Here is a 24,644-nt window from a genome sequence, read left to right as displayed (position 1 = left end):
TCGGCTCCGGTGGCCGGCGCCCCGCCGGCGCCCCGCCGGCACCCCTCGGCTCCGGTCGCGGCGGTGCGTCGGACCCGTAGTACTTGAGAGGGATCCGCACGAACCCCTCTCACTGGTGACGACCGGGACCCCGTCCTCCGCCTACCGTTCTGAACGTGACAGAGACGACGCAGACGCACACCACGCGCCCGGACGACCCGGACGACTCCTTCGAGGCCTACCGGCCGCGCAGTCCGGAGTTCCGGGCGGCCGTGGACGCCCTGCGCGGCCTGCGGGAGGACCTCTTCCACGACGCCTTCGCCTACCGCCCGCTGCCCCGCAGGGAGCCCGCCGGCCGTGCCCTGGGCCGGCTGAAGGGCCGCAGGCGGGAGTACGCGGCCTGGTCCCGGCACACGGTGGTCGGGGCGGCCGGCGCCCTGGCGATGCTGATCGCCTGGACGGACGCCCAGGGCAGCGGCGTCGGTCTGCTGTCCGGTCTGCTCGCCCTGGCCCCGGTGCTGCTCACGCTGGTGCGGCCGGTCGGCGCCTTCTGGCTGTCGCTCGCGGGGACCACGCTCGTCGCCGTCATCGGCACCACGTACGGCGAGTGGCCCTGGCTGCCGGGCAGCTTCGTCGCCCACCTGACGGTGCTGACGGTGGTGGCGATACGCACCCGCCCGCGCACGGCGGCGTGGATGTGGATGCTGACGGCCGCCTACGGCTTCGGCGCCGAGACCATCTTCAGGTGGGATCACTACGCGACGAACGTCGCGCCGATGCTGGTCTTCTCGGCGATCCTCCTGCTCGCGGTCACCGTCTGGCACATCCGCCGGCAGGCCGAGGAGAAGGTCACGGCCCAGGAGACGGTGACCGCGCACGAACGCTCCCGCCGCACCCTGCTGGAGGAGCGCACCACGATCGCCCGCGAGCTGCACGACGTCGTCGCCCACCACATGTCGGTGGTCGCCATCCAGGCCGAGGCCGCCCCCTACCGGGTGGAGAACCCTCCGCCGGAGCTGGAGAAGGCGTTCGCCACCATCCGGGAGAACGCGGTGGCGGCCCTCACGGAACTGCGCCGGGTCCTGGGTGTGGTCCGCGCCGAGGACTACGAGGTCCCCGACGCCCCGCAGCCCACGCTCGCCGAACTGGACGGGCTGCTCACCAACGTGCGGGAGACGGGCCTGGACGTGGAGAAGACGGTCACCGGCGCGGTGCGCGAGCTGCCGCAGGGCGTGGAGCTGTCGGCCTACCGGATCGTCCAGGAGGCGCTGAGCAACACCCTGCGCCATGCCCCCGGGGCGAGCGCCCGCGTGGAGATCGGCTATGTGCTGGGCGGCCTGGGACTGCGGATAGTCAACGACGCCCCGCCGAATCCGTCCCTGATCAAGGCCTCACCCGGCGCCGGCCACGGTGTCACGGGGATGCGGGAGAGAGTCGGCATGCTGAACGGCGAGATGACGGCGGAGCCGACGGCGGCGGGCGGCTACGAGGTGACGGTGTTCCTGCCGGTGCCCGTCGCGAGCGAGAGTGCGACATGACGATCCGCGTACTGATCGCCGACGACCAGATGATGGTGCGCGAGGGCTTCTCGGTCCTGCTGAACGCGATGCCGGACATCGAGGTCGTGGGCGAGGCGGTCAACGGCCGGGAGGCGATCGACCGCGTCCGCGAACTCGATCCCGACGTGGTCCTGATGGACATCCGCATGCCGGAGCTGAACGGCATCGAGGCGACGCGGGAGATCGTGGCGGCGGACGACTCGGCGAAGGTCCTGGTGCTGACGACCTTCGATCTCGACGAGTACGTCTACCAGGCGCTGCGCGCGGGCGCTTCGGGCTTCCTGCTGAAGGACGCCTCGGCCCGCCAACTCGCCGACGGGGTGAGGGTGGTGGCGGCCGGCGAGGCGCTCCTGGCCCCCTCCGTCACCCGGCGGCTGATCACGGAGTTCTCCAAGCTCTCCGACACCCCCCGGCTGTCGCCGACCGCGCAGGCGGCCTACGGCGATCTGACCGATCGGGAGACGGAGGTGCTGGTCCTCATCGCCCAGGGCCTGTCGAACATGGAGATAGCCGGACGCCTGGTGGTCGCGGAGTCGACCATCAAGACCCACGTGAGCAGAATCCTGGTCAAGCTGGGCCTGAGAGACCGCACCCAGGCGGCGGTCTTCGCCTACGAGGCCCGACTGGTGACCCCGGGCTAGGCCGCGCACCGGAGTGTCGACGCACCGACGCACCGACGCACCGACGCACCGGAGCACAGGAGTACCGGCGCACCGGCTGATCGTCCGTCGGCACTTCGGTACGTTGGCAGCATGACCGAGGGTGGGGAACCGCAGGTTTTCGAGAACCGTTGGGCCGGTGCCGTGGGGCCGGCGGGGGAGTCGCCGGGGCGGGACCGGTGTGACTGTCCGGGACGGTCCAGGTCCGCGCCGCAGGTGACGGAGTCGCACTTTCACACCGAGCGCCAGGACACGTCCGCGCCGGGGTGGCGGCGTCTCCTGGAGCTGATCGAGGAGGCGGTGGCCGACGGGCGGGAGGTGTTCAAGCCGCTGGTGGAGCTGACGGCGGAGGAGCGGCGGCAGGTCGTCACGCTGCCGCCGGCCATCGGCAGGCTGAAGCGGGTGCGGCACCTGGTGCTGTACGGCAGCAACCTCGTGCGGGTCCCGCCGGAGATCGGCGCGATGGAGAGCCTGGAGGAGTTCAGCCCGTACACGTCGTACCGGCTGCACTGGTTCCCGTACGAGCTGACCAGGTGCCCGAAGCTGCGCGACAGCACGGTCAGCACGCGGGCGGTCTACGGCAACTACAAGACGCGGCTGCCGTTTCCCGCGCTCGGGTCGGCGGCGTTCCGGCCCGACGCGCTCGGCGGGTGCAGTGTGTGCGCCGGACCGTTGCCGCCGTCGGGCCCGGAGCAGGTCTGGATCTCGTCGGTCGTCGCCACCGACGTACTGCCACTCCTGGTCAACGCCTGTTCGCAGGCCTGCGTCGACGCGCTGCCCGAACCGGCCGCCCACCATGTCGCCACACCCCACCGGGGCGGCCCGACGGTGGTCCAGCCACCGCCACGCTGACGGGTGAGCGAGCCGGCCGCACCTCGCGGGGGACCGCGGTGAAGCGGACCGCCGCGTAGGGGGTCTCGGCGGGCCGCGGTGGGACGTGGTGGGCCGCGTCCGCAAGACCCCCCTGGTCAGCAGCCCCGCCACCGGTTAGCGTCCGGTCATGGCAGCAGTCGACGCTCTCTCCTTCGACCCCTGGGATCCCACGTTCGTGTCGGACCCCTACCCGGCCTATGCCGAGCTTCGGGAGCGGGGGCGGGTGATCTACTACGAGCCGACCGACCAGTGGCTGGTGCCGCGGCACGCGGATGTCTCGGCGCTGCTGCGGGAGCGGCGGCTCGGACGCACGTATCAGCACCGGTTCACGCACGAGGACTTCGGGCGGACGGCGCCCCCGGCCGAGCAGGAGCCGTTCCACACGCTCAATGATCACGGGATGCTGGACCTGGAGCCGCCCGATCACACGCGGATCCGGCGGCTGGTGTCGAAGGCGTTCACCCCGCGCACGGTGGAACGGCTGAAGCCGTACGTGCGGCGGCTGGCCGGGGAACTGGTGGACCGGCTGGTCGAGACGGGCGGCGGTGATCTGCTGAGCGATGTCGCCGAGCCGCTGCCCGTCGCCGTGATCGCGGAGATGCTGGGCATCCCGGAGTCGGACCGGGGACCGCTCAGGCCCTGGTCGGCGGACATCTGCGGGATGTACGAGCTCAGCCCGTCGAAGGAGACCGCGGCGCGGGCGGTGCGTGCCTCCGTCGAGTTCTCCGGGTATCTGCGGGAGCTCATCGCCGCTCGGCGCAAGGAGCCCGGCGACGATCTGATCTCCGGTCTCATCGCCGCGCACGACGAGGACGACCGGCTCACCGAGCAGGAGATGGTCTCGACCGCGGTGCTGCTGCTCAACGCCGGGCACGAGGCGACCGTGAACGCCACCGTCAACGGGTGGTGGGCGCTCTTCAGGAACCCGGAGCAACTGGCCGCGCTGCGCGCCGACCACACTCTCGTCCCCTCGGCGGTCGAGGAGCTGATGCGGTACGACACCCCGCTCCAGCTGTTCGAGCGGTGGGTGCTCGACGACATCGAGATCGACGGGACGACCGTGCCCCGGGGCGCGGAGATCGCCATGCTCTTCGGGTCGGCGAACCACGATCCGGCCGTTTTCGCCGACCCGGACCGGCTCGATCTCACCCGCGCGGAGAACCCGCACATCTCCTTCAGCGCGGGCATCCACTACTGCATCGGCGCCCCGCTGGCCCGTATCGAGCTCGCCGCCTCGATGACGGCCCTCCTGGAACGGGCCCCCACCCTGGCCCTGGCGGCGGAGCCCCGGCGCAAGCCGAACTTCGTGATCCGGGGACTGGAGGGGCTGAGCGTCACCCTCTGAGACGGCCTCCGGGACGGCCTCCGGGACGGCCTCCGGGACGGCGTCCGAGGCGGGCGAGCAGGGCCCACAGGGCCAGGCCGGCGGCCGTCCCGCCCAGCAGGGCGAGCGGCAGCTCCGCGTAGAGGACGCTCCAGTCGGGTGCCTGTTCGAAACGCCGGAAGCGGGCGCGGACGCCGACGGACCACACCGCGAGTCCGGCACCCCAGCCGAGCGCCATGGCGAGGCAGCCGCCGGCGGCCTGCGTGCGTTGTCCCATACCCGGGGCGGACGCGCGCCGGCCGCCACGGGTTCCGCACCCGGCCGAAAGGCCGCTCACCGACGAACCGCGGCGTACGGGAAACTCCCGTGCGCCCGCTCGCACGCCTCTGCGATCATCCCCGAATGGCGCACAGTCTCGAACAGCTGGTCATCCGGCACACCCACCGCCTTCCCTCCCCGAAGGGCTCCACCGGGGCTTCCACCGGGGGCTCCGCGGGGCAAGGAGCCGTCGCCGCGCGGCAGTTCGACGCGGCGCTCGCATCCGTGGGTTTCAAGCTCTCGGCGGAGCTGCTGGCGCGGCTGTCGGAGCTGTCCGAGGCCGCGGTCGTGCACACCGCCACCCGGACGCTGCGCACCGTGGGCGAGATGGTGGGCGATCACGTCCGGCACAACGCGTACTTCATCGACTTCCCGGCGAACGTGCCGGACACCGAAGAGTTCTGGATGCGGTGCGTGGCAAAGGCGCTCGGTGACGACACCTCGCGCGAGAACGTCCTGACGCAGCTGGCACACGGGGTGCTGGACCTGCTCAGCCTCCCCGCGTACGGCCGCTACCAGCACACCTACGAGGAGATGCTCGCGGCGCAGGACGAGTTGATCGCCGCTGCGGGCGACCGGGTGACCGTCCTGCACCTCGGGCGGGACCTGGACGACGAACTCACCGACCTGTACCTGGCACTGGCGGGCAGCACGACGCCCCTCGGCGAGGAGCATCTGGCCGACCTCCAGGTCCTCGCCGAGCGGTGCGCGCTCGGCCCCCAGCCCGAGACCATCCCGGTGCGGGAGATCCGGGCGGTCGTCAACGAGGCCCGGCTCGGGGTCGGGGCGGACCTGCTCCTCGACACGGTCGTCGACGTGCTGCGGCTGGCCTGCGCGCTGTCGGGCGGCGATGTGACGCTGCGCGAGCCCACCCGGTTCCGGGCACTCCCGCGGCCGGCCCGCCGTGCGCTGCTCGCGGGCCTCGACGCCGTGGTCGCGGCGAACCCCGCCAAGCTGGCCGACGTGCACGCGTATCGCGAGCCCTTCAAGCGGCTCGGTGAGCGTCTCCACCCGCACGAGTACCCGCGTTGGCCGCACGCCGCCGACGTGTTCGCCGTGGCGCGGGGCGAGAAGGAGGCCCGGTCCCTCGACAGCCGTTTCGAGGAGCTGCTCGACGCGTTCGACGTCCTGGGCGCGGTGCGGCTGCTGGAGTCCGCTCCCGGCAAGCTGTTCCGCGCCCTGGACCTCCTGCTGCGTATCGCCGCCGACCAGGAGCAGCGGGACGCGGTGGTGGCCGCCGCGGCGCGGGTCGCCCCCAAGGTCTCCGGCCGGGTCGTCCTCTCGGTCCGCGAGCACTTCCACAACCGGGAGCGGGAGACCGACGAACCCCGCATCTTCGTCAACCGCAAGGGCCGGGCCTGGGTGACCCCCGACCACCGGCCGTCCATCCCGGCCGCCGATTGTGACCGTCTGATCGCCGCCCTCGACGACGAGCTGCGCCGCAGGCTCCCGGACCCCGGGCGGCTGCTCATCGACCCGGACGTCCTCGACGTGGCGCTCCCGCTCAGCGGCAGGGCGACCGCGGCCGGGCTCGGCGTGCTGCCCCGGGGCTCCGTGTCCGTGGTCGACGGCGAACAGCTGCGCTTCTTCGTCTACTGGAAGGAGACCGAGGACCGGACCGACTTCGACCTCGCAGCGCTGCTCCTCCACGCCGACTACAGCACCGACTGCTGGCTCTCCTACACCTCTCTCACGGCGATCGGGGGCGAGCACTCGGGCGATGTCACCGAGGCGCCCGACGGTGCCTCGGAGTTCATCAACCTGTCCCTGGACCGGGTGCGCGGCTCGTTCATCGTCCCGCAGGTCAACATCTTCGCCGGTGAGGGCTTCGACGAGGTCGAGGAGTCGTTCTTCGGCTTCATGCTGCGCGACGGCGAGCAGAAGGGGCGGCCGTTCGAGCCGCGCACGGTGCGGATGAAGTCGGAGCTGCGGGGGACCGGGCGGGTGGCGCTGCCGCTGGTGTTCCGGCGCGGCGACGACGGCCGGTGGCGCGCGAAGTGGCTGCACCTGTATCTGAAGGGCATCCCGTCGGCGAACCGGGTCGAGGAGAACCAGGTGTCGGTGTCCAAGGTGGTGCGCGCCCTCGTGGAGCGCGAGCAGCTGACGGTGGCGTACCTGGTCGGCCTGATGACCGGCGCCACCAAGGTTGCCGAGCCGACGGCCGCGGATCCGTCGGGTGCGGAGGCGGGGGCGAAGGCGGCGGAGGTTGAGCTGTGGGACGGTGAGTCGGTCCCGGACGGGCCCGTGACCTACATCGGTCTCGAACGTCCCGAGGGGCTGCACCCGGACTCCCGGGTCGTCACCCTCGGAAATCTGCGCGACCTGATCCCGGGATGACTGCTAGCGTTGCCCACGGCGAGGCCATGAAGGGGCTTCCTTCTCCACCACTCCTTGATACGAGTTCCTTCGCTTTCCTCGCCGTCGACCTCGACCGGGAGGCGCCCTCAGGGCGCCTCCCGGTTGTCGTGTCCGCCGAGGTGAACCGGCCTGCCGACGCGCTGTCAGGTGGTCATGTCCCGCCGTCGCAGCGCCGCCAGCCCCGCGGCCACCAGCGCCGCCGCCGCAGCCGAGAGGACCAGCACCGGCCCCCACTCCATCCCGCCGCCCGGCAGCTTCGGCAGATGACCGAACGGCGACAGGTCCAGGACGGCCTGGGGAGCGTCCAGCGCCGGGCCGATCCAGCCGATGAGCAGGATCGCGCCCGCCACACCCCAGGCGGCCGGCGCCAGGCGCGGGGCGATCCCGTAGAGCAGGACGGTCAGGCCGCCGACCAGCCAGATCGCCGGGAGCTGCACCAGACAGGCGCCCACGATCGGCAGGGCCTCCTTGCCGTAGCCCGCCGCGAAGCCCAGTCCCGCCAGGAGCATGATCAGGGTCGCGCCGCCGAAGGCGATCAGGAGGTGGCCGGCCGCCCAGCGCAGCCGGCCGACCGCGTTCGCCAGCACCGGTTCCGCGCGGCCCGACGTCTCCTCGCCGTGCAGCCGGAGGACGGACGCCACGACGAACAGGGCCGCGATCATGCCGAGCATGCCGATCATCGAGGCGAGGAACGCGTCCGTCAGGTCCGAGCGGCCGCCCATCCGCTCGAAGATGCGGCGGGCCTCGTCGTTGTCGCCGACCAGGTCGGCGGCGCCCTCCGTGAGCCCGCCGTACACCACCCCGGCGAGGAGGAAGCCGACGCTCCAGCCCAGCACACCGCCGCGTTGCAGCCGCCAGGCCAGCGCGGAGGCCGTGCCCAGCCGGCCCGCCGCCGGTCCGGGGCGGGTGGGCAGGAAGCTCATGCCGACATCCCGCCGGCCGGCCAGCACGTAGGCCAGCGCGCCCTGCGCCACGACCGCCGCCGCCAACAGCGGCAGCACCCACCACCGTTCGTCCGCGAACGCCCGGAGGTTCTCCAGCCAGCCGAGCGGGGACAGCCAGGTCAGCGCCGACGCACCGCCGTCCCCCGACGAGTCGCCGGCCGCCCGCAGGACGAAGGCCGCGCCCAGCACCGCCGCCGTGAGTCCGCGGGCCAGCCGCGCGCTCTCGGTGAGCTGGGCGAGGACCGCCGCCGCCGTGGCGAACACCATGCCGACACCGGCGAGCCCGAGGCCGAACGCGACCGCGCCCGCCGCGCCCTGGCCGGCCAGGCCCACCATGACCAGCAGGGCCAGCACGGCGTTGGCGGTCCCTGCCGCGAGCAGGGCCGCCGTCAGGGAAGCGCGCCGACCGACCATGCCGGACGCGACGAGTTCCTGGCGGCCGCTCTCCTCCTCGTCGCGGGTGTGCCGTACGACGACCAGCAGGCTCGTCACCGCGGCGAGCGCAGCCGCGTACACGCCCACCCGCCAGGCCGTCAGCGCGCCGAGCGAGTCGTCGAAGACGGGGCCGATCAGGGCCCGCAGGGAGGCGTTGGTCTCCAGCTGCCGCAGCAGGTCGGCCCGGTCGGACGGGGTGCCGTAGAGGCCTTGGAGCGTGCTCGGCATGGTGAGGACCATCAGGGCGTTCACGCCCACCCAGACGGGGATCAGCACGCGGTCGCGGCGCAGCGCGAAGCGCAGGAGCGGGCCGGTGCCCGCGAGCGTGGTCATGCGCGCGTCTGCTGGTAGTGCCGCAGGAACAGTTCCTCCAGCGTCGGCGGCGAGGACTTCAGCGACCGCACGCCCGAGTCGGCCAACGACCGCAGCACCGCGTCGAGTCGGTCGGTGTCGACGTGCAGTTTCACGCGCTTTCCCTCGACGTCGAGGTCGTGCACGCCCGGCAGCCGGGCCAACCCGTCGGGGGAGTGGGCGAGTTCGGCCGTCACGCTGGTCCTCGTCAGGTGGCGCAGGTCGGCCAGCGAGCCCGTCTCCACCGTGCGGCCCGCGCGGATGATGCTGACGCGGTCGCAGAGTTCCTCGACCTCGCCGAGGATGTGGGAGGACAGCAGGACCGTCCGGCCGCGGTCGCGTTCCTCCCGTACGCAGCGCCGGAAGACCTCCTCCATGAGGGGGTCCAGGCCCGAGGTCGGCTCGTCCAGGATGAGCAGGTCGACGTCGGAGGCGAACGCGGCCACCAGGGCGACCTTCTGGCGGTTGCCCTTCGAGTACGTGCGGCCCTTCTTGGTGGGGTCGAGTTCGAAACGGTCGGTCAGGTCGGCCCGGCGGGCCGCGTCCAGGCCGCCGCGCAGCCGGCCGTACAGGTCGATGACCTCGCCGCCGGAGAGGTTGCGCCACAGGGTCACGTCGCCCGGGACGTACGCGATGCGGCGGTGCGCCTCGACCGCGTCGGTCCACGGGTCGAGGCCGAGGATCCGCGCGGTGCCGGAGTCGGCGCGCAGCAGGCCGAGCAGGACGCGGATGGTGGTGGACTTGCCGGAGCCGTTGGGGCCGAGGAAGCCGTGCACCTCACCGGTCTCGACCTCCAGGTCGAGACCGTCCAGGGCGTGGGCGCGGCCGAAGGACTTGTGTAGTCCGGACACCGAGATGGCCTTCGTCATGCTCCAGAACGTACGCTTCTTTCAGAAATTTGTGAAGTTAAAGAATCGTGCAAAGAACCAGTAGAATGCGGGACATGAGCGAGAACGGGCGGGACGCGGAGGCCGTGTCGAAGTTCGTCGAGTCCTTCGCGGCCCAGCTCGTCGAGGCAGGGATGCAGCGCATGGCGGCGCGGGTCTTCGCCGCGCTCCTGTCCTCCGACGAGGGTGTGATGACCTCCGCCGAACTGGGCGAACAGCTGCGGATCAGCCCCGCCGCGGTCTCCGGCGCGGTGCGCTACCTGGCCCAGGCGCACATGGTGTCCCGCGAGCGGGAACCCGGCTCGCGCCGCGAGCGCTACCGGGTGCACGGCGACCAGTGGTACGAGGCGCTGACCAACCGCGACACCCTCATCAAGCGGTGGGAGGGTGCGCTGCGCGAGGGCGTCCTGAGTCTGGGCCCGCACACGCCCGCCGGACGCCGCATGGCCGAGACGCTCGCCTTCTTCGAGTTCATGGAAGGTGAGATCACGGCCATGATGGAACGGTGGCGCGTCCACCGCGACACGGTGTTCGGGGAGAGCCGCCCGCCCGCCCCCACCGGCCCCTGACCGCCCCCGGCGGAGCTTCCCGCCGCGTCGACGGCGGGCATCAGCGCCGCGAACGCCGGTCGTGACGGTGCGCGTCGCGCTGCACGGGGCCGTGCGGCGGGAAGCGGACCCGACTCACCGCTCCGGCAGCATCAGTCCCAGCGCCCCCTCGCGCACCGTCCACGTGCGCCGTCGTACCGGCCCCGCGATCATCGCGTCCGCCCGGTAGCGGAAGTCCGCGCCCGAGACGGTCACCGTCCGCCCCCGGGCCTCCAAAGGCACCGCCACCGCGCCGAGGGACAGCGGCCGTACCTGCACGACCGCCGTGCCGGAGGGCCCGGGGGTCACCGACACAGCCTCCACCGGCTGGTCGAGATCGACCAGCGTCACGCCGTCGATCTCGATCCGCAGCCGGGCCGGCCCGGGCGGGGCGGGGGCGGCGGAGAGCCGGCCCGGCCGCGACGGCACCAGGGTGCGGAAAAGGGACTGGTACGTCCGCAGCCAGGGGTGGCCGCCGCCCTGCGCGAGCCCCGCCTCCGCCACGGTCGGCTCCGGCAGCGGCGCGAGCGGCACCGGTGGGATCCGCAGCGCGCCCAGCACCACCCCGTCGCTGTCGTCCACCAGGACGTCCAGACGCCGCTCTGTGCCGTCCAGGACGGCCCGCGCCGCCGCCACCGGCCCCGTGGGCACCCCCAGGGCGTGCGCGACGCCCAGGGCGGCACCCACCGGCACCACGGACAACACGGTTTCGGCCAGGGCCCGCTGCCGGTGCAGCAGGGCCACCGCCCGCATCAGCGCCCGGTCGTCGCCGACGACCACCGGCCGCCGCGAGCCCCGCCGGGCGAGGACCCGGGCGAATTCCTCCGGGTCCTCGGGGAGGCACACCTTCGTACTCGCCGCACCCGCGCTGAGCACGTCTTTCGCGATCCGTACGGACTCGCCGTCCGTGCGCCGGGCGACCGGATCGATGATCACCAGCAGCTGATCGGACGTCGCGAAAGTCGCCACCTCGGTCCTGCCTCGCTTCCTCGGGTAGCATCTTTGTGCAAGAGCCCCTTGCGCTATTGCGCCAGGGGCTTGGTCTATTCCGGGGCATCCGGGTCCGACAAGCGGCGACCGACGACGGTCGCGGTGCACGCGGTGCACGCGGTGGAAAGAGCCACCGCGTACGCCCCTGGCCTTGGACATGCCCCACCCGGAAGGGGTGTACGCGCGTGCCCGCACTTGTGCTGCTCGGTGCTCAGTGGGGTGACGAAGGCAAGGGAAAGGCCACCGACCTTCTCGGTGGCTCGGTGGATTACGTAGTGCGTTACCAGGGCGGCAACAACGCCGGCCACACGGTCGTCGTGGGCGACCAGAAGTACGCACTCCACCTGCTCCCTTCGGGAATTCTGTCACCCGGCTGTACGCCGGTCATCGGTAACGGTGTCGTTGTCGACCCGTCGGTCCTGCTCTCCGAGCTGAGCGGTCTGAACGAGCGCGGCGTCGACACGTCGAAGCTGCTGATCAGCGGCAACGCGCACATCATCACCCCGTACAACGTCACTGTCGACAAGGTGACGGAACGCTTCCTCGGAAAGCGCAAGATCGGCACCACCGGCCGCGGCATCGGCCCGACCTACGCCGACAAGATCAACCGGGTCGGCATCCGGGTCCAGGACCTCTACGACGAGTCGATCCTGACCCAGAAGGTGGAGGCGGCGCTCGACGGCAAGAACCAGCTGCTGACGAAGCTGTACAACCGCCGCGCGATCGCCGTCGACCAGGTCGTCGAGGAACTGCTGGGGTACGCGGAGAAGCTCGCTCCGTACGTCACCGACACGGTCCTGCTCCTCAACCAGGCGCTGGAGGCGGACAAGGTCGTCCTCTTCGAGGGTGGTCAGGGCACCCTCCTCGACATCGACCACGGCACGTATCCCTTCGTCACCTCGTCGAACCCGACCGCGGGCGGCGCCTGCACGGGCGCGGGCGTGGGCCCGACGAAGATCAGCCGGGTCATCGGCATCCTGAAGGCCTACACGACCCGCGTCGGCTCGGGTCCCTTCCCGACCGAGCTGTTCGACGAGGACGGCGAGGCGCTGCGCCGCATCGGCGGCGAGCGGGGTGTCACGACCGGCCGTGACCGCCGCTGCGGCTGGTTCGACGCGGTCATCGCCCGCTACGCGACCCGCGTGAACGGTCTGACGGACTTCTTCCTGACGAAGCTCGACGTCCTGACCGGCTGGGAGCAGATCCCGGTCTGCGTGGCGTACGAGATCGACGGCAAGCGCGTCGAGGAACTCCCGTACTCGCAGAGCGACTTCCACCACGCGAAGCCGATCTACGAGACCCTGCCCGGCTGGTCCGAGGACATCACCAAGGCGAAGTCGTTCTCCGACCTGCCGAAGAACGCCCAGGCGTACGTCAAGGCGCTGGAGGAGATGTCCGGCGCCCCGATCTCCGCGATCGGCGTGGGCCCGGGCCGGGACGAGACGATCCAGATCAACTCGTTCCTGTAATCACGGCGGCGGCACGCGGTCCCGGCGGCGGCTCGGCCCCGGCGGCCGCGTGCGGTGCCGGCGGCGGCATGGCGGCTCGGGCCGGTCTCGGACATCCTCGACCGGCCCGAGGTCCGTTCGCCGTCACGTCCTTGACCTGGAGGCCGACGCAGGCCGGCACGGCCGTCTTCCGAGTCGGCCGACCGGTCCCGCAGTAGGGATAAATGCCGCATACGGGCATATCCTGAGGTTGGTACGCGTGTGTGTCGACCAGAAGGAAGTGACTGCGATGCGCATGATGCTGAAGGCGACCATGGACACCGAGAAGGCGAACGAGGCCATCCGGAACGGGACCCTCGGGAAGCTGATCGAGGAGTCCATGGCGCAGCTCAAGCCCGAGGCCGCCTACTTCACCGCCGAGAACGGCCGCCGCACCGCCTTCATGTTCTTCGACATGGAAGAGAGTGCGCAGATGCCCGTGTTCAGCGAGCCGTTCTTCCTCAACCTCGGGGCAGAGGTCTCCTACACCCCGGTGATGAACAGGGAGGACGTACAGAAGGGCCTCTCGCAGCTCGGCCGTTGACCGCCCACCCGATCGGCCGCTCAGCTGAACACGATCATCGACCCCTGCGCCAGACTCCGCGTCGCCGCCGCGTGCAGCCCCAGCCAGACGTGCCGCTCGCGCGCGAAGGGGCTGGAATCGTACGGCGCCGGAACGGCCGGCTCCTCCAACTCCGTGGGTCCGGAGGGAGGTTGCGGCGCCAACGGCGGATTGGCCGGATCGATGCCGATCGACGGGGCCACGAACTCCAGCTCCCGCAGCAGGGACTGCGCGGAACCCAGCGGCCCGCCGCCCGCGAGGAGTTCGTCGTTGGACAGGGGCTGCGGGAAGTCGACGGGAACGTACGCGCCCGCGTGGTCGTAGTGCCAGACCAGGTGCGACTGCTGGGCCGTCGCCTCGAACATCTCCAGGAGCTGCTCGTAGTCGCCGCCCAGCTCGTCCACCGGGGTCACCGGCAGCCCGCACACCTGGAGGAGGTAGGCGCGGCGCAGGAAGTGCAGGGCGTCGTAGTCGAAGCCGGCCACCGGGGCGACCTCGCCGGACAGCCCCGGCATGTACTGGTACACCGGCACGGGCGGCAGACCCGCCTCGGCCAGCACCTTGTTGTACTGGGCGAGTTCGTCGGCGAAGGGATTGTCGGGGGTGTGGCACAACACGTCGACGAGCGGCACCAGCCACAGGTCACAGGCCAAAGAGAGCTCCTCACTCAGTACGTTGACCGGTCAGGGAAGACTAGTCGGTGCTACCCGCATCAGCTCCCCTCGTGCAGGTCCCATACCCACACTCCGGCCACCCTCCTACCCGGTCGGCCGACCAGCTTCTCCACCGTCTCACGCAGCCGGTCCCCGTGCGGTTGCGGGGCCAGCACCAGCGCACCCGCCCGCCAGTACGCGAGGTCCTCGCGGGTCTCGGCCCGGGCCCTGTCGTCGATCACCGGGACCACGCCCGTGGACCGCACGTCCCGCAGCAGACCCGCCGTGAAGCGCAGCGGGACGCCGTAGACGCCGCTGCGGTCGCCGTCGCCGTAGGGGCCGTTGAAGTAGCCGCCGGGCATCCGGAAGCCGAGGCCGGCCGCCGTCTGCCAGTGCAGCGCCTCGGCGTCCTCGGGGTCGGCGAGCGGCACCGGGACCAGCGTCTCGTCGCCCCGGACGTACGTCTTCCAGGCGCCGTCGGTGAAGAAGGCGGGCACCTCGGCGCGCGGCTCGGACCTCAGCGGGGCGGGGACGAGGGGGAGCAGGGCCAGGCAGACGGCGAGCAGACCGGCGTACGGCGTGCCCAGCCGGCGGGCCCGGGCGAGACGGTCGACCGCCAGCGCGAGCAGCATGCCCAGCGGCGGGGCACAGACCAGCGCCACCCGGCTCTCGACGACCGAGTCGAAGAGAGGCAGCCCCGCGAGCAGGGACCAGGGGCCGGGGACGGTGGTGTCGGTGAACGGGAGGGGGACGCGCGAGCCGAGGGACAGCACGGCCGCGGCCGCCGCCGTGGCGGCCAGCGCCCGGACCGCGGGCCGCCGCCACAGCCCCACCGTGATCGCGAACGCGAGCAGGACCAGCGGCCAGCCGTAGAAGGCGTTCTGCTCGGTCGGGTTCAGGGAGAGGGCGTCGGCGCGGTGGGCGTCGCCCGCGATCAGGGAGCGCTCGGCGAAGGAGAGCAGGGCCCGGACGGAGTTGGCGACGCCTGGCGCGCTGCCGTGGTCGATGCCGGTATAGCTCTGCGGGCCGGAGAACTGCCAGGCCAGCGGGTAGACGACGATCGGGAGGCAGACGGCGGCGGCGACCGCGAGGCCGTTCAGCAGGGGCCGGGCGGCCTGGCGTGCGACGTCGGGGCGCACGGCCGCGTAGGCGGCGGCGAACAGCAGCATGCCCATCGCGGCGAGCAGCAGCGGCTCCTCGCCGAGGAAGAACTGCCAGGCCGCCATCAGGCCGAGGGCGACCGCGTCGCGGGTGACCCGGTCACCGGCCGTGAGGCGCAGCGCGCGTTCGATGATCGGCGGGATCATGAACAGCACGACGAAGTTCGGGTGCGCGTTGGCGTGGCTGATCATGGGCGGCGCGAACGTGGCCAGCGCGGCTCCGGCGAAGGCGGCAGCGCGCTGGCGGACCAGCCGTCTCACGATCAGCCGGTACCAGGCGACGGCCGTCGCGGCCAGGCCCAGCGTCATCACCAGGCTGAGCGTGACGGCCGGTCCGAGCAGCAGCGTGACGGGCGTGAGCGGGACGGACAGGCCCGGCATCGTGGTGTTGGCCATCAGGTTCACGCCGTCCGGGGCGCCCTGGAGGCCGGTGAACAGGGGATTGCGCAGGTGGGCGATGTTGTCGGCGGTCACCGCGAAGAACCACTCCCACTGGTTCTGGTCCTGGAGGGAGTCGGTGAGATAGCGGTGGGCCGGGTCGAGGAGGCGGCCGGAGCACAGGGCCACCGCCATGGCGAGGAACAGCAGGACGGCGACGACGTCCGCGGGTCTCGGCACCGGGATCCGGAGCCGGACCAGATCGCGCAGGACCCGGAGGTAGTCCGCCGGACGGACCTTCGAGCCGGGCTGGTGCGACCAGTGCACGGGCACCTCGGCGACCGGCCAGCCGACCCGCTGGAAGTGGCGCAGTACCTCCACGTCGATGGCCCAGCCGTTCAGGCGGGAGGCGGCGAAGGCGGCGCGCGCCTTGTCGCCGTCGAACAGCTTGAACCCGCACTGGGTGTCGCGCGTGCCCCGCAGGGTCGTCCGGCGTATGAGCAGGTTGCCCGCCCGGCCGGCGAGTTCGCGTATCCGGTGCTGGCGCTCGCCGAGGGTCGCGCCGGATACGGCACGCGAGCCGATCGCCGCCGCGTTGCCGTCGGCGAGCGCCTTCTCCAGGCGCTCCAACTCCTCGACCGGAGTGGCGAGATCGGCGTCCATGACCAGCACCTGGCGGCCCCGGCCGGCGGCGACGCCGCGGCGCAGGGCGTGGCCCTTGCCCCGGTTGCCGGAGCCCGCGACGAGCTTCACCCGGGGGTCGCGGCGGACGGTGACCAGCTCACGGGTGGCGTCGGTGGAACCGTCGTCGGCGACCAGGATCTCCCAGGTGCGCCAGTGGCTCCCGGGCGCTTCGAGGTAGCGGGTGACGGCGTCCAGGGTGCGGCCGAGCCGGCGCTCCTCGTTGAAGGCGGGGATGACGACGGAGAGTTCGACGGGCGCGGTGCGGTGCGCGGGAGCGGGTCCGCGGGGACGCGTGCCGGCACGGGGATCGGGCGTGCCGGAGGCGGAGGCGCCGGGGGTGCCGCGAACGGGTGTGTCGGGGGTGCGGGTGGCGGGAGTGCCGGGGGCGGGCGGGTCGAGGGCGTCCGCCCTGCTCATTGCGCCGCCAGTCGCTCGATCAGGGCCATGGAGTCGTCGTTGTACGCGGCGAGCATCGCCCGGGCGGTGGTGGTGTCGCGGTCGTACAGGGCGTCGACCAGTTCGGTGTGGCCGGACCACAGCCGGCCGCGCAGATCGGTCGGCCGGCGCAGGTGCTGCACCGTGCAGACCCAGGACTGGAGGCGCAGCCGGTGCAGGAAGTCGGCGAGGTAGGGGTTGCCGAACAGGGAGCTCAGTTCGCGCCAGAAGCGCAGGTCGTAGCCGATGAGGACGGTGAGGTCGCCGGCGGACGCGGCCCGCTGGGCCTCCTCGCCGCGGCGGCGCACCCCCGCTATGGCGGCGGCGGTCCGCGGGTCCTCGTAGTTGTGGTGGTGCTGCCGGCCCTCGTCCAGGGCGAGGAACATTCCCTCGATGATCAGGCTGCGCGCCTCGATCATGCCCCGGAAGTCCTCGACGGAGTACTCGTGGACCCGGAAGCCCCGGTGCTGGTCGGCCTCCAGAAGGCCCTGCGCGGAGAGGTCGACGAGGGCCTCGCGGACGGGGGTCGCGGAGACGCCGTACTGCTCGGCGATCTCCTTGACGGTGAACTCCTGGCCCGGCTGGAGCCGTCCCCCCAGCACCTCGTCGCGCAGCGCGTCGGCGATCTGCTGTCGCAGGGTGCTGCGCGTCACGGCTCCGTTGCCGGTGCTGCCGGGCATGGTCGGGGCGTCTCCATCGTCGGGTGCGGGAAAGCGGCGTGCTCGTCGGTATGTACGAGCACGCCACCTTACGCGTTCGACGAAATCAAGACCTTGGACGAGTGGCTCCCGGCCACCGGCCCGCCGACGGGACGAAAAACGCGTCCCCGCCCGGTCTAGTCCGTGTACTCGTCGGCCACCGAGAGCGCCGCGTCCAGGGCCGCGAGGCCCTCCTTGACCTCGGACTCGGAGACGTTGAGCGGCGGCACGAAGTGGGTGCGGTTCATGTTCACGAATGGCCACACCCCGGCCTTCTTGGCGGCCGCGCCGAAGGCGGCCATGGCCGCGTTGGCCTCGCCCGCCGCGTTGTACGGCACGAGCGGCTCGCGGGTCTCCCGGTTCTTCACCAGTTCGAGGGCCCAGAACATGCCGACGCCGCGGACCTCGCCGACGCATCCGTGCCGCGCGGCCAGTTCCCGCAGCCCCGGCTCGACGACCGAGGCGCCCAGGTTCTTCGCGTTCTCGACGATGCCCTCCTCCGCCATGACGTTGATCGTCGCGACGGCGGCCGCACAGGCCAGTGGGTGCCCGGAGTACGTCAGGCCGCCCGGATAGGGCCGCCGGGCGAAGGTCTCCGCGATCGCGCCCGAGACGGCGACCCCGCCCAGCGGCACGTATCCGCTGTTCACGCCCTTGGCGAAGGTCATCAGGTCGGGCGTCACGCCGAACAGGTCGGCCGCGAACCACTCACCGGTGCGTCCGAACCCGGCCATGACCTCGTCCAGGACGAAGACGATCCCGTACGTGTCGCAGAGTTCGCGCACCCCGGCCAGATAGCCGGGCGGCGGGACCATGATCCCGGCGGTGCCGGGGATGGTCTCCAGGATGATCGCGGCGATCGTCCCCGGCCCCTCGAAGGCGATCGTCGTCTCCAGGTGTTCGAGCGCCCGCGCGGTCTCCTGCTCCTCCGTCTCCGCGTAGAAGCGGGAGCGGTACAGGTAGGGCGCCCAGAAGTGGACGACCCCGGCCGTCGCGCTGTCGGAGGCCCAGCGGCGCGGGTCGCCGGTGAGGTTCACGGCCTGCTGGGTGCCGCCGTGGTACGAGCGGTAGGCGGACAGCACCTTGGGGCGGCCGGTGTGCAGCCGGGCCATGCGCACGGCGTGCTCGACCGCGTCGGCCCCGCCGTTGGTGAAGAAGATCTTGTCCAGGTCGCCGGGGGTCCGCTCGGCGATCAGCCGGGCCGCCTCCGAACGGGCCTCGACCGCGAAGGCGGGCGCGAAGGTGGTCAGGTGCGCGGCCTGCTCCTGGATCGCGGCGACGACCTTCGGGTGCTGGTAGCCGATGTTGGCGTAGACGAGCCCGCTGGTGAGGTCGAGGTACCGCTTGCCGTCGTAGTCCCAGAAGTACGACCCCTCCGCGCCGGCCACGGCGAGCGGGTCGATGAGCTCCTGGGCGGACCAGGAGTGGAAGACATGCGCGCGGTCCGCGGCCTTCACGGCGGCGCCGGCCTGGGGGCTGGACTGAGGGGTCATGCCAGTGAGCGTAAATGTCCGCGATGCGGAAGCGGTATCGGCGTCCTGTTCCGTGGACGGGGCGATTCCGCGACAGGTTGTCGGGCGTGAGGAGGGGCGCGCCATGGGCCGGACGACGGAGCCCGGGGCTTCCGGTCGATGTTGACAGTCTACTGTCCAAATGGCAGTCTGCTGTCATAAGGATTCGCTCGCGAGGAGGAGCCATGAGCCGCAAGCCGGTGCATCTCGCCGTGTACGACACGCTCGCCGACTGGGAGACGGGGTTCGCGACGGCCTACCTCGCGCGCAACGGGTACGAGATCCGGACGGTCGGCGGATCGGGGGAGCCGGTGGTCAGCGCCGGCGGCCTGCGGATCCTGCCCGACCTGGCGCTGGACGCCGTACGGCCCGAGGACAGCTCGCTGCTGATCCTGCCGGGCGCCGACCTCTGGGACACCTCCGGCGACCTCGCGCCCTTCGCCCGCACGGCACGCGCGTTCCTCGACGCCGGGGTGCCCGTCGCCGCGATCTGCGGAGCCACCGCGGGACTCGCCCGCGAGGGACTGCTCGACGACCGGGACCACACCGGCGCGGTCTCCTTCTACCTGGCCGCGACCGGCTACGCGGGCGGCGAACGGTACGTCGAGGCGGACGCCGTCACCGACGCGGGCCTGATCACCGCCGGCCCGACCGAGCCGGTCGCCTTCGCCCGCGAGATCTTCCGCCTCCTCGGCGTCTACGAGGGCGAGGTGCTGGACGCCTGGTACCGGCTGTTCCACGACTCCGACGCGGCCGCGTACGCGGTACTGGAGAAGGCGACTGCCGGCCGGTGAGCCGTGAACGACAGGATCTGCTCAGCCGCAGCGCCCTCGGGGTGTTCCGGCTGAACGGCCGGTTCCTCGCCGTGGCGGAGGAGCTGGCGGGGCCCGCCGGGCTCACCGCCGCCCGGTGGCAGGTGCTCGGCGCGGTCCTCGGCGACCCGCTGCCCGTGTCCGGGATCGCCCGCGCCATGGGCATCACCCGGCAGAGCGTCCAGCGCGTCGCCGACCTGCTGGTGGAGCAGGGCCTCGCGGAGTACCGGCCCAACCCCGCCCACCGGCGCGCCAAGCTGCTCGCGCCCACGCAGGCGGGGCGGGCCGCCGTCGCCCGCATCGACCCCGGGCACGCGGCCCTCGCCGACCGGCTGGCGGAGGCGTACGGGGAGGCGGAGCTCGCCCAGGCCGTACACGTACTGGAACGGTTGTCCAAGGTGCTGGACGAACTGGAGCCCGCTGTTACGCAACCGTAGACACCGCGCGGCACTACTCCCCGAACGGCCGGATTATTCTCGGCTGGAATGCACATGTCTCGATCACACATGTGCGGGAAAGGCGGCGCTGCGATGGAGAAGCTGGGCCCGGAGGACCCGCAGCGCATCGGCGGCTACCGGCTGCTCGCGCGGCTGGGCGCGGGCGGCATGGGGCAGGTCTACCTCGCCCGCTCGGACCGCGGGCGCACCGTCGCCGTGAAGCTGGTCCGGCGGGAGCTCGCCGCGCGTGAGGAGTTCCGGGCCAGGTTCCGGCAGGAGGTCCGCAGCGCGCAGCGGGTCGGCGGGTTCTGGACCGCGCCCGTCCTGGACGCCGACACCGAGGCCGCCGTGCCCTGGGTCGCCACCGGCTATGTCGCAGGACCGAGCCTCCAGCAGGTCGTGAGCCACGACCACGGTCCGCTGCCCGAGCGGTCGGTGCGCATCCTCGCCGCCGGGCTCGCGCACGCGCTGGCCAACATCCACGCCGCCGGGATCGTCCACCGTGACCTCAAGCCGTCCAACGTGATGGTCACCATCGAAGGGCCCCGGGTCATCGACTTCGGTGTCGCCCGGGCGCTGGAGAGCGTGACCGGCGACAGCCGGCTGACCCAGACCGGCGCGGTGATCGGCTCGCCCGGCTTCATGGCCCCCGAGCAGCTGCGCGGCGCCCCGGTCACACCCGCCGGCGACGTCTTCTGCCTCGGCTCGGTCATCACCTACGCCGCCACCGGCGCCCTGCCCTTCGGTTCCGCCGACAGCGGGGCATCCGCGCTGATGTTCCGCATCGCCGAGGACGAACCCGACCTCTCGGGCGTCCCCGAGGGCATCGCCGACCTGGTCCGCGCCTGTCTGCGCAAGGACCCGGCCGCCCGCCCCTCCCTCGACCGCGTCCTGGAACTCACCGGCGTCGACGACACCGTCGCCGACGGCCGCTCCCGCGACCCCTGGCTGCCCGGCGCCCTCGTGGCGCAGCTCGGCCGTCACGCCGTACGGCTGCTGGAGGTGGAGGACCCGGAGGGCACGGGTTCCTCCCCCTCCGGCTACCCGGCGCGCCCCACCCTCCTGGACCACTCGGCGGCCGGTGCGGAGGCCTCCCCGCAGCACTCCGGTCCGCGCGGCGCGGCGCCCTCGCCGTACCACCGGCCCACGCTGGTCGCGGGCGCCGACGGCATCCCGGCGCAGCCAGGCCCGCCCGGTGGGCAGGCCGCCCCTGCCCACCCGGTGTACGGCCACGCCCAGCAGCATCCGCAGCTGTACGGCCACCCCCATCAGCCGGCCGCCTGGTCCGCGGACCCGGGCCGGGCAGCGCCGTACAACCCCTACGCGGACGGCACCGGCGCCGCCGCGGGTCCCGGCAGCACCCCCGGGTACGACCCGTACGGGCCGGCCGACCCCGCGGGTCCACCCGAGTCGCCGCGCCGCAGCGGCCGGACCACCGCCCTGCTCGTCGCGGTCGCCCTGGTGGTCGCGCTCGCCGCGGGCGGCTCGGTGTACGCGTTCATGCACGGTGACGGCGATGCCACCGCGAACGCGGCGCCCACCACCTCCGGCGGCTCGACGCCGTCCTCCGCGAAGGCCTCGGAACTGCCCCCGCCCGACGCGTCCGCGTCTCCCTCGGCCTCTCCGTCCGCGTCCCCGACGGACGGGGCGGTCCCGGCGGCCTACCTCGGCACCTGGACCACCACGATCGAGAACGAGAGCGGCACGAACACGCGCCGGCTGACCCTCGCCCAGGGCAAGGTGGGCGACGCGGTGCTCGCCCTCGTCGCCGACGGGGACGGCTACCACTGCGAGTTCAGCGCCACCCTCTCCGAACGGCCGGGCGCCGACGGCCCGTTGGCGATAGGCCCGTCCAAGGTCACCGCCGGTGAACCCCTTTCCTCGTGCAGCCCCGGCGCCGCCTCCGAGGTCACCCTGCTCGCCGACGGCACGCTGCGCCGGGTGAACACCGGCACCGGGGAGAAACTGACCTACACCCGGCGGTGAACGTCGGGCGAACGTCGGTCGACGGGTCCGGAATGTCCCACCGGACGGACATACGGTGACCCCCTACGACCAGGCCGGCGGGAGTCGCGGGGGCGCCCACAGTGGAGTGGCTGAACGCTGAGAACGTGGTGGCCGTGGGGACGGCCTTCGTGGGCATCGTCGCGTCCGGGATCATGGTCTGGTACGAACGACGGGTGCCGCGCCGGAAGCGGGTCGGCTACCGGGTGCAGATGGACAACCCGATCGGCGACGACGTCAGATCCGGCCGCCCCAACCGCCGTCTCGGCCTCTTCGACGAGGCACCCGGCATGTCCGACGCGACCCTCGTCCTGCTGCGCATCGAGAACGACGGCTCGCAGGGCATCGCCCGCGACGACTACACGGGACCCGAACGCCACGGTCTGACCGCCGTCTTCACCGACCGCACCATCCGCGGGGTCTCGGTCACCCAGCCGACCGACACCGACCACCTCATGGACCACTTCACCGCGGACCGGGGCTTCGGCTACGAGGGCAACACCCTGCGCATCCCGCGCGTCCCGCTCAACCCCCGCGAGCACTTCAAGCTGCTCGTGCTGCTGTCCGGCGGCGACGTCGGGCGGGGGATACGGCTGTACGGCGGCCTGCGCGACGGCGAGGTGCATCCCAACCGCAGCGCGACCCCGGACGACACCCCGCCGCTGTTCAGCCGGGCCGCCCGGCTGATCTCCATCCTGCTCACGGTCTGTGTGGTCACCCTCGCGGCGATCGTCGTCGTCCGGGACGCACCGCCCCCGGTCGGCTGCGAGCGCGGCGCGCTCACCGTGACCGGCTCGACCGCGTTCGCACCGGTGATCCGGGAGGTCGCGGCCAAGTACCGGAACGACTGCGAGGGTGCCCGGATCACCGTGGACCCGCACGGCTCGACGGCCGGGATCCGGGAACTCGCCGCGGCCGCCGCGGACGGGAAGGGCTCCCCGCCGGTCGTCGCCCTCTCCGACGGCCCCAAGCCGACCGGGCTCGACGCACTGCGCGAGAACCGTGTCGCCGTGTCCGTGTTCGCGCTCGTCGTCCACGACGACGTCCCGCTGAAGAACCTCTCCACGGCGGACGTACGGCGGCTGTACCTGGGGCAGATCACCAACTGGGAGGAGGTCGGCGGCCCGGACCTGCCCGTGGTCCTGGTCAGCCGGGACGCCAACTCCGGGACCCGGCAGGTGTTCCAACGGCGGGTGCTGGGCCGCGGCGAGATCGCGAACTCGTCCGTCGACTGCGTCCACAAGGACGACCCGACGGCCCCCGTCGTCCGCTGCGAACTCGACTCCACCGACCAGGTGCTGTCCACGGTCGCCGCCACCCCCGGCGCGATCGGCTACAGCGAGCTCAACCTCGCCGAACGCGCGAAGGGCCTGCACCCGCTCGACCTGGGCGGCGACCCGCCCTCCGTCGACGCCATCGAACACGGCACGAGCGACTACCCGTACCGCGAGATCGAGTACGCCTACACCTACGGCCGCCCCCCGGCCGATTCCCTGGCGTCGAGCTTCCTGACCTACCTCACCCGGGGCAACGGCCAGGACGTGATCCGCACCCACGGCCACCTGCCGTGCTGGACCCCGGAGGGCATGCGCCTGTGCCGGTGAAGCCACTGCCCCCGACCACCCCCGGGACCCGACGGCCGTCCGTGGTGTCCTCCCTCCGGCGGAGCCGGTCCTCAGCGAGGCTCCGGCGGCCGCTGGCGGGGCATGTTCGGCCGGGCGTTCGCCCCCGGCGGCATCGGGAACCGCCCGTACCCTCCGCCCGGGTCCGTCCGCCCGCCGGAGACGACCGCGCCCTGGATCCCCATCGGCGCCGGCCCGGTCCGGAACTCGACCATCCAGTCCGCCGTCTCCGTCCGCACCAGCTCCGCCACGTCCTCTGAGAACCGCCGCAGCACCGCCAGGCACCGTTCCGCGGCCTCGCCGGCCGTGCCCTCCGCCGGGCCGAGCACCTCCCGGACGCTCTCCGAGGCCCAGTCGAACTGGAGCACCTGAAGCCGGCGCTGCACCGCCTGCGCGGTGGCCACATCCCTTATCCAGCCGGACGTCACGCCGAAGAACCGGTCCACCGCCACACACGCCACCGCGAGCAGCAACGCCAGATACCCCCAGGCGGCGACATCGCCCAGTACCCGGGTGAGGTCCAGCAACGGCAGCGCGGCCGCGCACACCGCCCCCGCCGCCGCCCCGCTGCGCAGGCCCCGGGCGCCGCGCCGCTTCCACGTCCGGTCCGCGAGGTACCAGGCGGCGGTCTCCAGCGCCCCGCGCTCCACCCACCGGTACAGCTCGTCCAGCCGCTCGGCGGGCTCACCCCAGTCCCCGAGCGGAAACGTCCGCCCGGCCAGATCGCCCGGCCGCAGCCCGGCCGCGCCCTCACTCCGCCCGTCCTGGGGCGGACCCTCGGGCTGCATCTCCGGCTGCTGACCCACCCGGCACTCCCTACTGATCCCGACCGATTGATCCCGACCGATCCGCGACCGCTCACGTTGCGTGACACCCGTGACGCCTGATGCTGCTGCGCCGGACCTTTCCTACCTCCCAATGGGTGGCGAAGAGGAAG

At 72.5% G+C, this 24,644-nt stretch carries 21 protein-coding genes; 12 read left to right on the top strand and 9 right to left on the bottom strand.

Going from position 1 to position 24,644, the window contains the following annotated elements:
* The first annotated feature begins 155 nt into the window (after positions 1–155).
* The 4 genes from OG440_RS17045 (at position 156) to OG440_RS17030 (ending at position 4,415) form a co-directional block, all read left to right on the top strand.
* Positions 156–1,517, top strand: a complete 1,362-nt coding sequence (locus tag OG440_RS17045) for a sensor histidine kinase (RefSeq protein WP_406007676.1) — start codon at positions 156–158, stop codon at positions 1,515–1,517.
* Positions 1,514–2,179 carry a response regulator gene (locus OG440_RS17040; RefSeq protein WP_406007675.1) on the top strand — a complete coding sequence of 222 codons (666 nt, stop codon included), beginning with the start codon at positions 1,514–1,516 and terminating at the stop codon, positions 2,177–2,179. Before OG440_RS17045 ends, OG440_RS17040 begins: the two co-directional genes overlap by 4 nt.
* Before the next feature lie 234 nt (positions 2,180–2,413).
* The gene (locus tag OG440_RS17035) at positions 2,414–3,049 is read left to right on the top strand and encodes a leucine-rich repeat domain-containing protein (RefSeq protein WP_406007674.1); all 636 of its coding nucleotides are present in this window, start codon (positions 2,414–2,416) and stop codon (positions 3,047–3,049) included.
* 148 nt (positions 3,050–3,197) lie between these two features.
* Entirely contained in the window at positions 3,198–4,415 is a 1,218-nt protein-coding gene (locus OG440_RS17030) for a cytochrome P450 (RefSeq protein ID WP_406007673.1), read from the top strand.
* Here the strand turns inward: OG440_RS17030 and OG440_RS17025 are convergent.
* Entirely contained in the window at positions 4,405–4,671 is a 267-nt protein-coding gene (locus tag OG440_RS17025; RefSeq protein ID WP_406007672.1) for a hypothetical protein, read from the bottom strand. The genes OG440_RS17030 and OG440_RS17025 overlap by 11 nt on opposite strands.
* 125 nt (positions 4,672–4,796) lie before the next feature.
* Between OG440_RS17025 and OG440_RS17020 the strand changes: the two genes are divergently transcribed.
* Positions 4,797–7,049, top strand: a complete 2,253-nt coding sequence (locus tag OG440_RS17020; protein WP_406007671.1) for a hypothetical protein — start codon at positions 4,797–4,799, stop codon at positions 7,047–7,049.
* Between the two features lie 164 nt (positions 7,050–7,213).
* Here the strand turns inward: OG440_RS17020 and OG440_RS17015 are convergent, their stop codons facing one another.
* Complete coding sequence (locus OG440_RS17015) at positions 7,214–8,782, bottom strand: ABC transporter permease (RefSeq protein ID WP_406007670.1); 1,569 nt, start codon at positions 8,780–8,782, stop codon at positions 7,214–7,216.
* Positions 8,779–9,669, bottom strand: coding sequence for an ATP-binding cassette domain-containing protein (locus tag OG440_RS17010; protein ID WP_406007669.1), 891 nt, complete (start codon positions 9,667–9,669; stop codon positions 8,779–8,781). The genes OG440_RS17015 and OG440_RS17010 overlap by 4 nt, the downstream gene beginning before the upstream one ends.
* Positions 9,670–9,743: 74 nt before the next feature.
* Here OG440_RS17010 and OG440_RS17005 point away from each other — a divergent pair, with 74 nt between their 5' ends.
* The gene (locus OG440_RS17005) at positions 9,744–10,256 is read left to right on the top strand and encodes a GbsR/MarR family transcriptional regulator (RefSeq protein WP_406007668.1); all 513 of its coding nucleotides are present in this window, start codon (positions 9,744–9,746) and stop codon (positions 10,254–10,256) included.
* Between the two features lie 114 nt (positions 10,257–10,370).
* Here OG440_RS17005 and OG440_RS17000 read toward each other — a convergent pair whose 3' ends face one another.
* Complete coding sequence (locus OG440_RS17000; protein WP_406007667.1) at positions 10,371–11,243, bottom strand: diacylglycerol kinase family protein; 873 nt, start codon at positions 11,241–11,243, stop codon at positions 10,371–10,373.
* Between the two features lie 206 nt (positions 11,244–11,449).
* Between OG440_RS17000 and OG440_RS16995 the strand changes: the two genes are divergently transcribed.
* Both OG440_RS16995 and OG440_RS16990 read left to right on the top strand, forming a co-directional pair.
* Entirely contained in the window at positions 11,450–12,733 is a 1,284-nt protein-coding gene (locus OG440_RS16995) for an adenylosuccinate synthase (RefSeq protein ID WP_362270417.1), read from the top strand.
* 268 nt (positions 12,734–13,001) lie between these two features.
* Positions 13,002–13,295: a hypothetical protein gene (locus OG440_RS16990; protein WP_406007666.1), complete on the top strand. Its 294-nt coding sequence runs from the start codon at positions 13,002–13,004 to the stop codon at positions 13,293–13,295.
* Positions 13,296–13,315: 20 nt separating this feature from the next.
* Here OG440_RS16990 and OG440_RS16985 read toward each other — a convergent pair whose 3' ends face one another.
* From OG440_RS16985 to OG440_RS16970, 4 genes are all read right to left on the bottom strand, one after another.
* Positions 13,316–13,966 (bottom strand): hypothetical protein, encoded by a 651-nt coding sequence (locus OG440_RS16985; protein ID WP_351766993.1) that lies wholly within the window; start codon positions 13,964–13,966, stop codon positions 13,316–13,318.
* A gap of 59 nt (positions 13,967–14,025) precedes the next feature.
* Positions 14,026–16,605 carry a glycosyltransferase gene (locus OG440_RS16980; RefSeq protein ID WP_406007665.1) on the bottom strand — a complete coding sequence of 860 codons (2,580 nt, stop codon included), beginning with the start codon at positions 16,603–16,605 and terminating at the stop codon, positions 14,026–14,028.
* Positions 16,602–17,303, bottom strand: a complete 702-nt coding sequence (locus OG440_RS16975) for a GntR family transcriptional regulator (protein WP_406007664.1) — start codon at positions 17,301–17,303, stop codon at positions 16,602–16,604. The genes OG440_RS16980 and OG440_RS16975 overlap by 4 nt, the downstream gene beginning before the upstream one ends.
* 155 nt (positions 17,304–17,458) lie before the next feature.
* Entirely contained in the window at positions 17,459–18,814 is a 1,356-nt protein-coding gene (locus OG440_RS16970; protein WP_406007663.1) for an aspartate aminotransferase family protein, read from the bottom strand.
* A gap of 203 nt (positions 18,815–19,017) precedes the next feature.
* Between OG440_RS16970 and OG440_RS16965 the strand changes: the two genes are divergently transcribed.
* From OG440_RS16965 to OG440_RS16950, 4 genes are all read left to right on the top strand, one after another.
* A complete protein-coding gene (locus OG440_RS16965; protein ID WP_406007662.1) occupies positions 19,018–19,626 on the top strand; it encodes a DJ-1/PfpI family protein in 609 nt (202 codons plus the stop codon).
* Positions 19,623–20,081: a MarR family winged helix-turn-helix transcriptional regulator gene (locus OG440_RS16960; RefSeq protein WP_406007661.1), complete on the top strand. Its 459-nt coding sequence runs from the start codon at positions 19,623–19,625 to the stop codon at positions 20,079–20,081. Before OG440_RS16965 ends, OG440_RS16960 begins: the two co-directional genes overlap by 4 nt.
* Positions 20,082–20,174: 93 nt before the next feature.
* Positions 20,175–22,067, top strand: coding sequence for a protein kinase domain-containing protein (locus tag OG440_RS16955; RefSeq protein ID WP_406007660.1), 1,893 nt, complete (start codon positions 20,175–20,177; stop codon positions 22,065–22,067).
* A gap of 101 nt (positions 22,068–22,168) precedes the next feature.
* On the top strand, positions 22,169–23,689 hold the full coding sequence (locus OG440_RS16950) for a substrate-binding domain-containing protein (protein WP_406007659.1): 1,521 nt from the start codon (positions 22,169–22,171) through the stop codon (positions 23,687–23,689).
* A gap of 71 nt (positions 23,690–23,760) precedes the next feature.
* Here the strand turns inward: OG440_RS16950 and OG440_RS16945 are convergent, their stop codons facing one another.
* A complete protein-coding gene (locus OG440_RS16945) occupies positions 23,761–24,495 on the bottom strand; it encodes an SLATT domain-containing protein (protein ID WP_406011378.1) in 735 nt (244 codons plus the stop codon).
* Positions 24,496–24,644: the final 149 nt, after the last annotated feature.

Origin of the sequence: Streptomyces sp. NBC_00637 (assembly GCF_045161545.1) — a bacterium.
Lineage (GTDB): Bacteria > Actinomycetota > Actinomycetes > Streptomycetales > Streptomycetaceae > Streptomyces.
This window is presented reverse-complemented; position numbering and strand designations above follow the sequence as displayed.

Excerpts from the sequence above, each read along its gene's own strand:
- OG440_RS17025 (WP_406007672.1), bottom strand. The coding sequence starts at position 4,671 with ATGGGACAACGCACGCAGGCCGCCGGCGGCTGCCTCGCCATGGCGCTC.
- OG440_RS16945 (WP_406011378.1), bottom strand. The coding sequence starts at position 24,495 with ATGCAGCCCGAGGGTCCGCCCCAGGACGGGCGGAGTGAGGGCGCGGCC.
- OG440_RS16990 (WP_406007666.1), top strand. The coding sequence starts at position 13,002 with ATGCGCATGATGCTGAAGGCGACCATGGACACCGAGAAGGCGAACGAG.
- OG440_RS16980 (WP_406007665.1), bottom strand. The coding sequence starts at position 16,605 with ATGAGCAGGGCGGACGCCCTCGACCCGCCCGCCCCCGGCACTCCCGCC.
- OG440_RS17030 (WP_406007673.1), top strand. The coding sequence starts at position 3,198 with ATGGCAGCAGTCGACGCTCTCTCCTTCGACCCCTGGGATCCCACGTTC.
- OG440_RS17015 (WP_406007670.1), bottom strand. The coding sequence starts at position 8,782 with ATGACCACGCTCGCGGGCACCGGCCCGCTCCTGCGCTTCGCGCTGCGC.
- OG440_RS17010 (WP_406007669.1), bottom strand. The coding sequence starts at position 9,669 with ATGACGAAGGCCATCTCGGTGTCCGGACTACACAAGTCCTTCGGCCGC.
- OG440_RS17005 (WP_406007668.1), top strand. The coding sequence starts at position 9,744 with ATGAGCGAGAACGGGCGGGACGCGGAGGCCGTGTCGAAGTTCGTCGAG.
- OG440_RS16965 (WP_406007662.1), top strand. The coding sequence starts at position 19,018 with ATGAGCCGCAAGCCGGTGCATCTCGCCGTGTACGACACGCTCGCCGAC.
- OG440_RS16975 (WP_406007664.1), bottom strand. The coding sequence starts at position 17,303 with ATGCCCGGCAGCACCGGCAACGGAGCCGTGACGCGCAGCACCCTGCGA.
- OG440_RS17020 (WP_406007671.1), top strand. The coding sequence starts at position 4,797 with ATGGCGCACAGTCTCGAACAGCTGGTCATCCGGCACACCCACCGCCTT.
- OG440_RS17040 (WP_406007675.1), top strand. The coding sequence starts at position 1,514 with ATGACGATCCGCGTACTGATCGCCGACGACCAGATGATGGTGCGCGAG.
- OG440_RS16955 (WP_406007660.1), top strand. The coding sequence starts at position 20,175 with ATGGAGAAGCTGGGCCCGGAGGACCCGCAGCGCATCGGCGGCTACCGG.
- OG440_RS16970 (WP_406007663.1), bottom strand. The coding sequence starts at position 18,814 with ATGACCCCTCAGTCCAGCCCCCAGGCCGGCGCCGCCGTGAAGGCCGCG.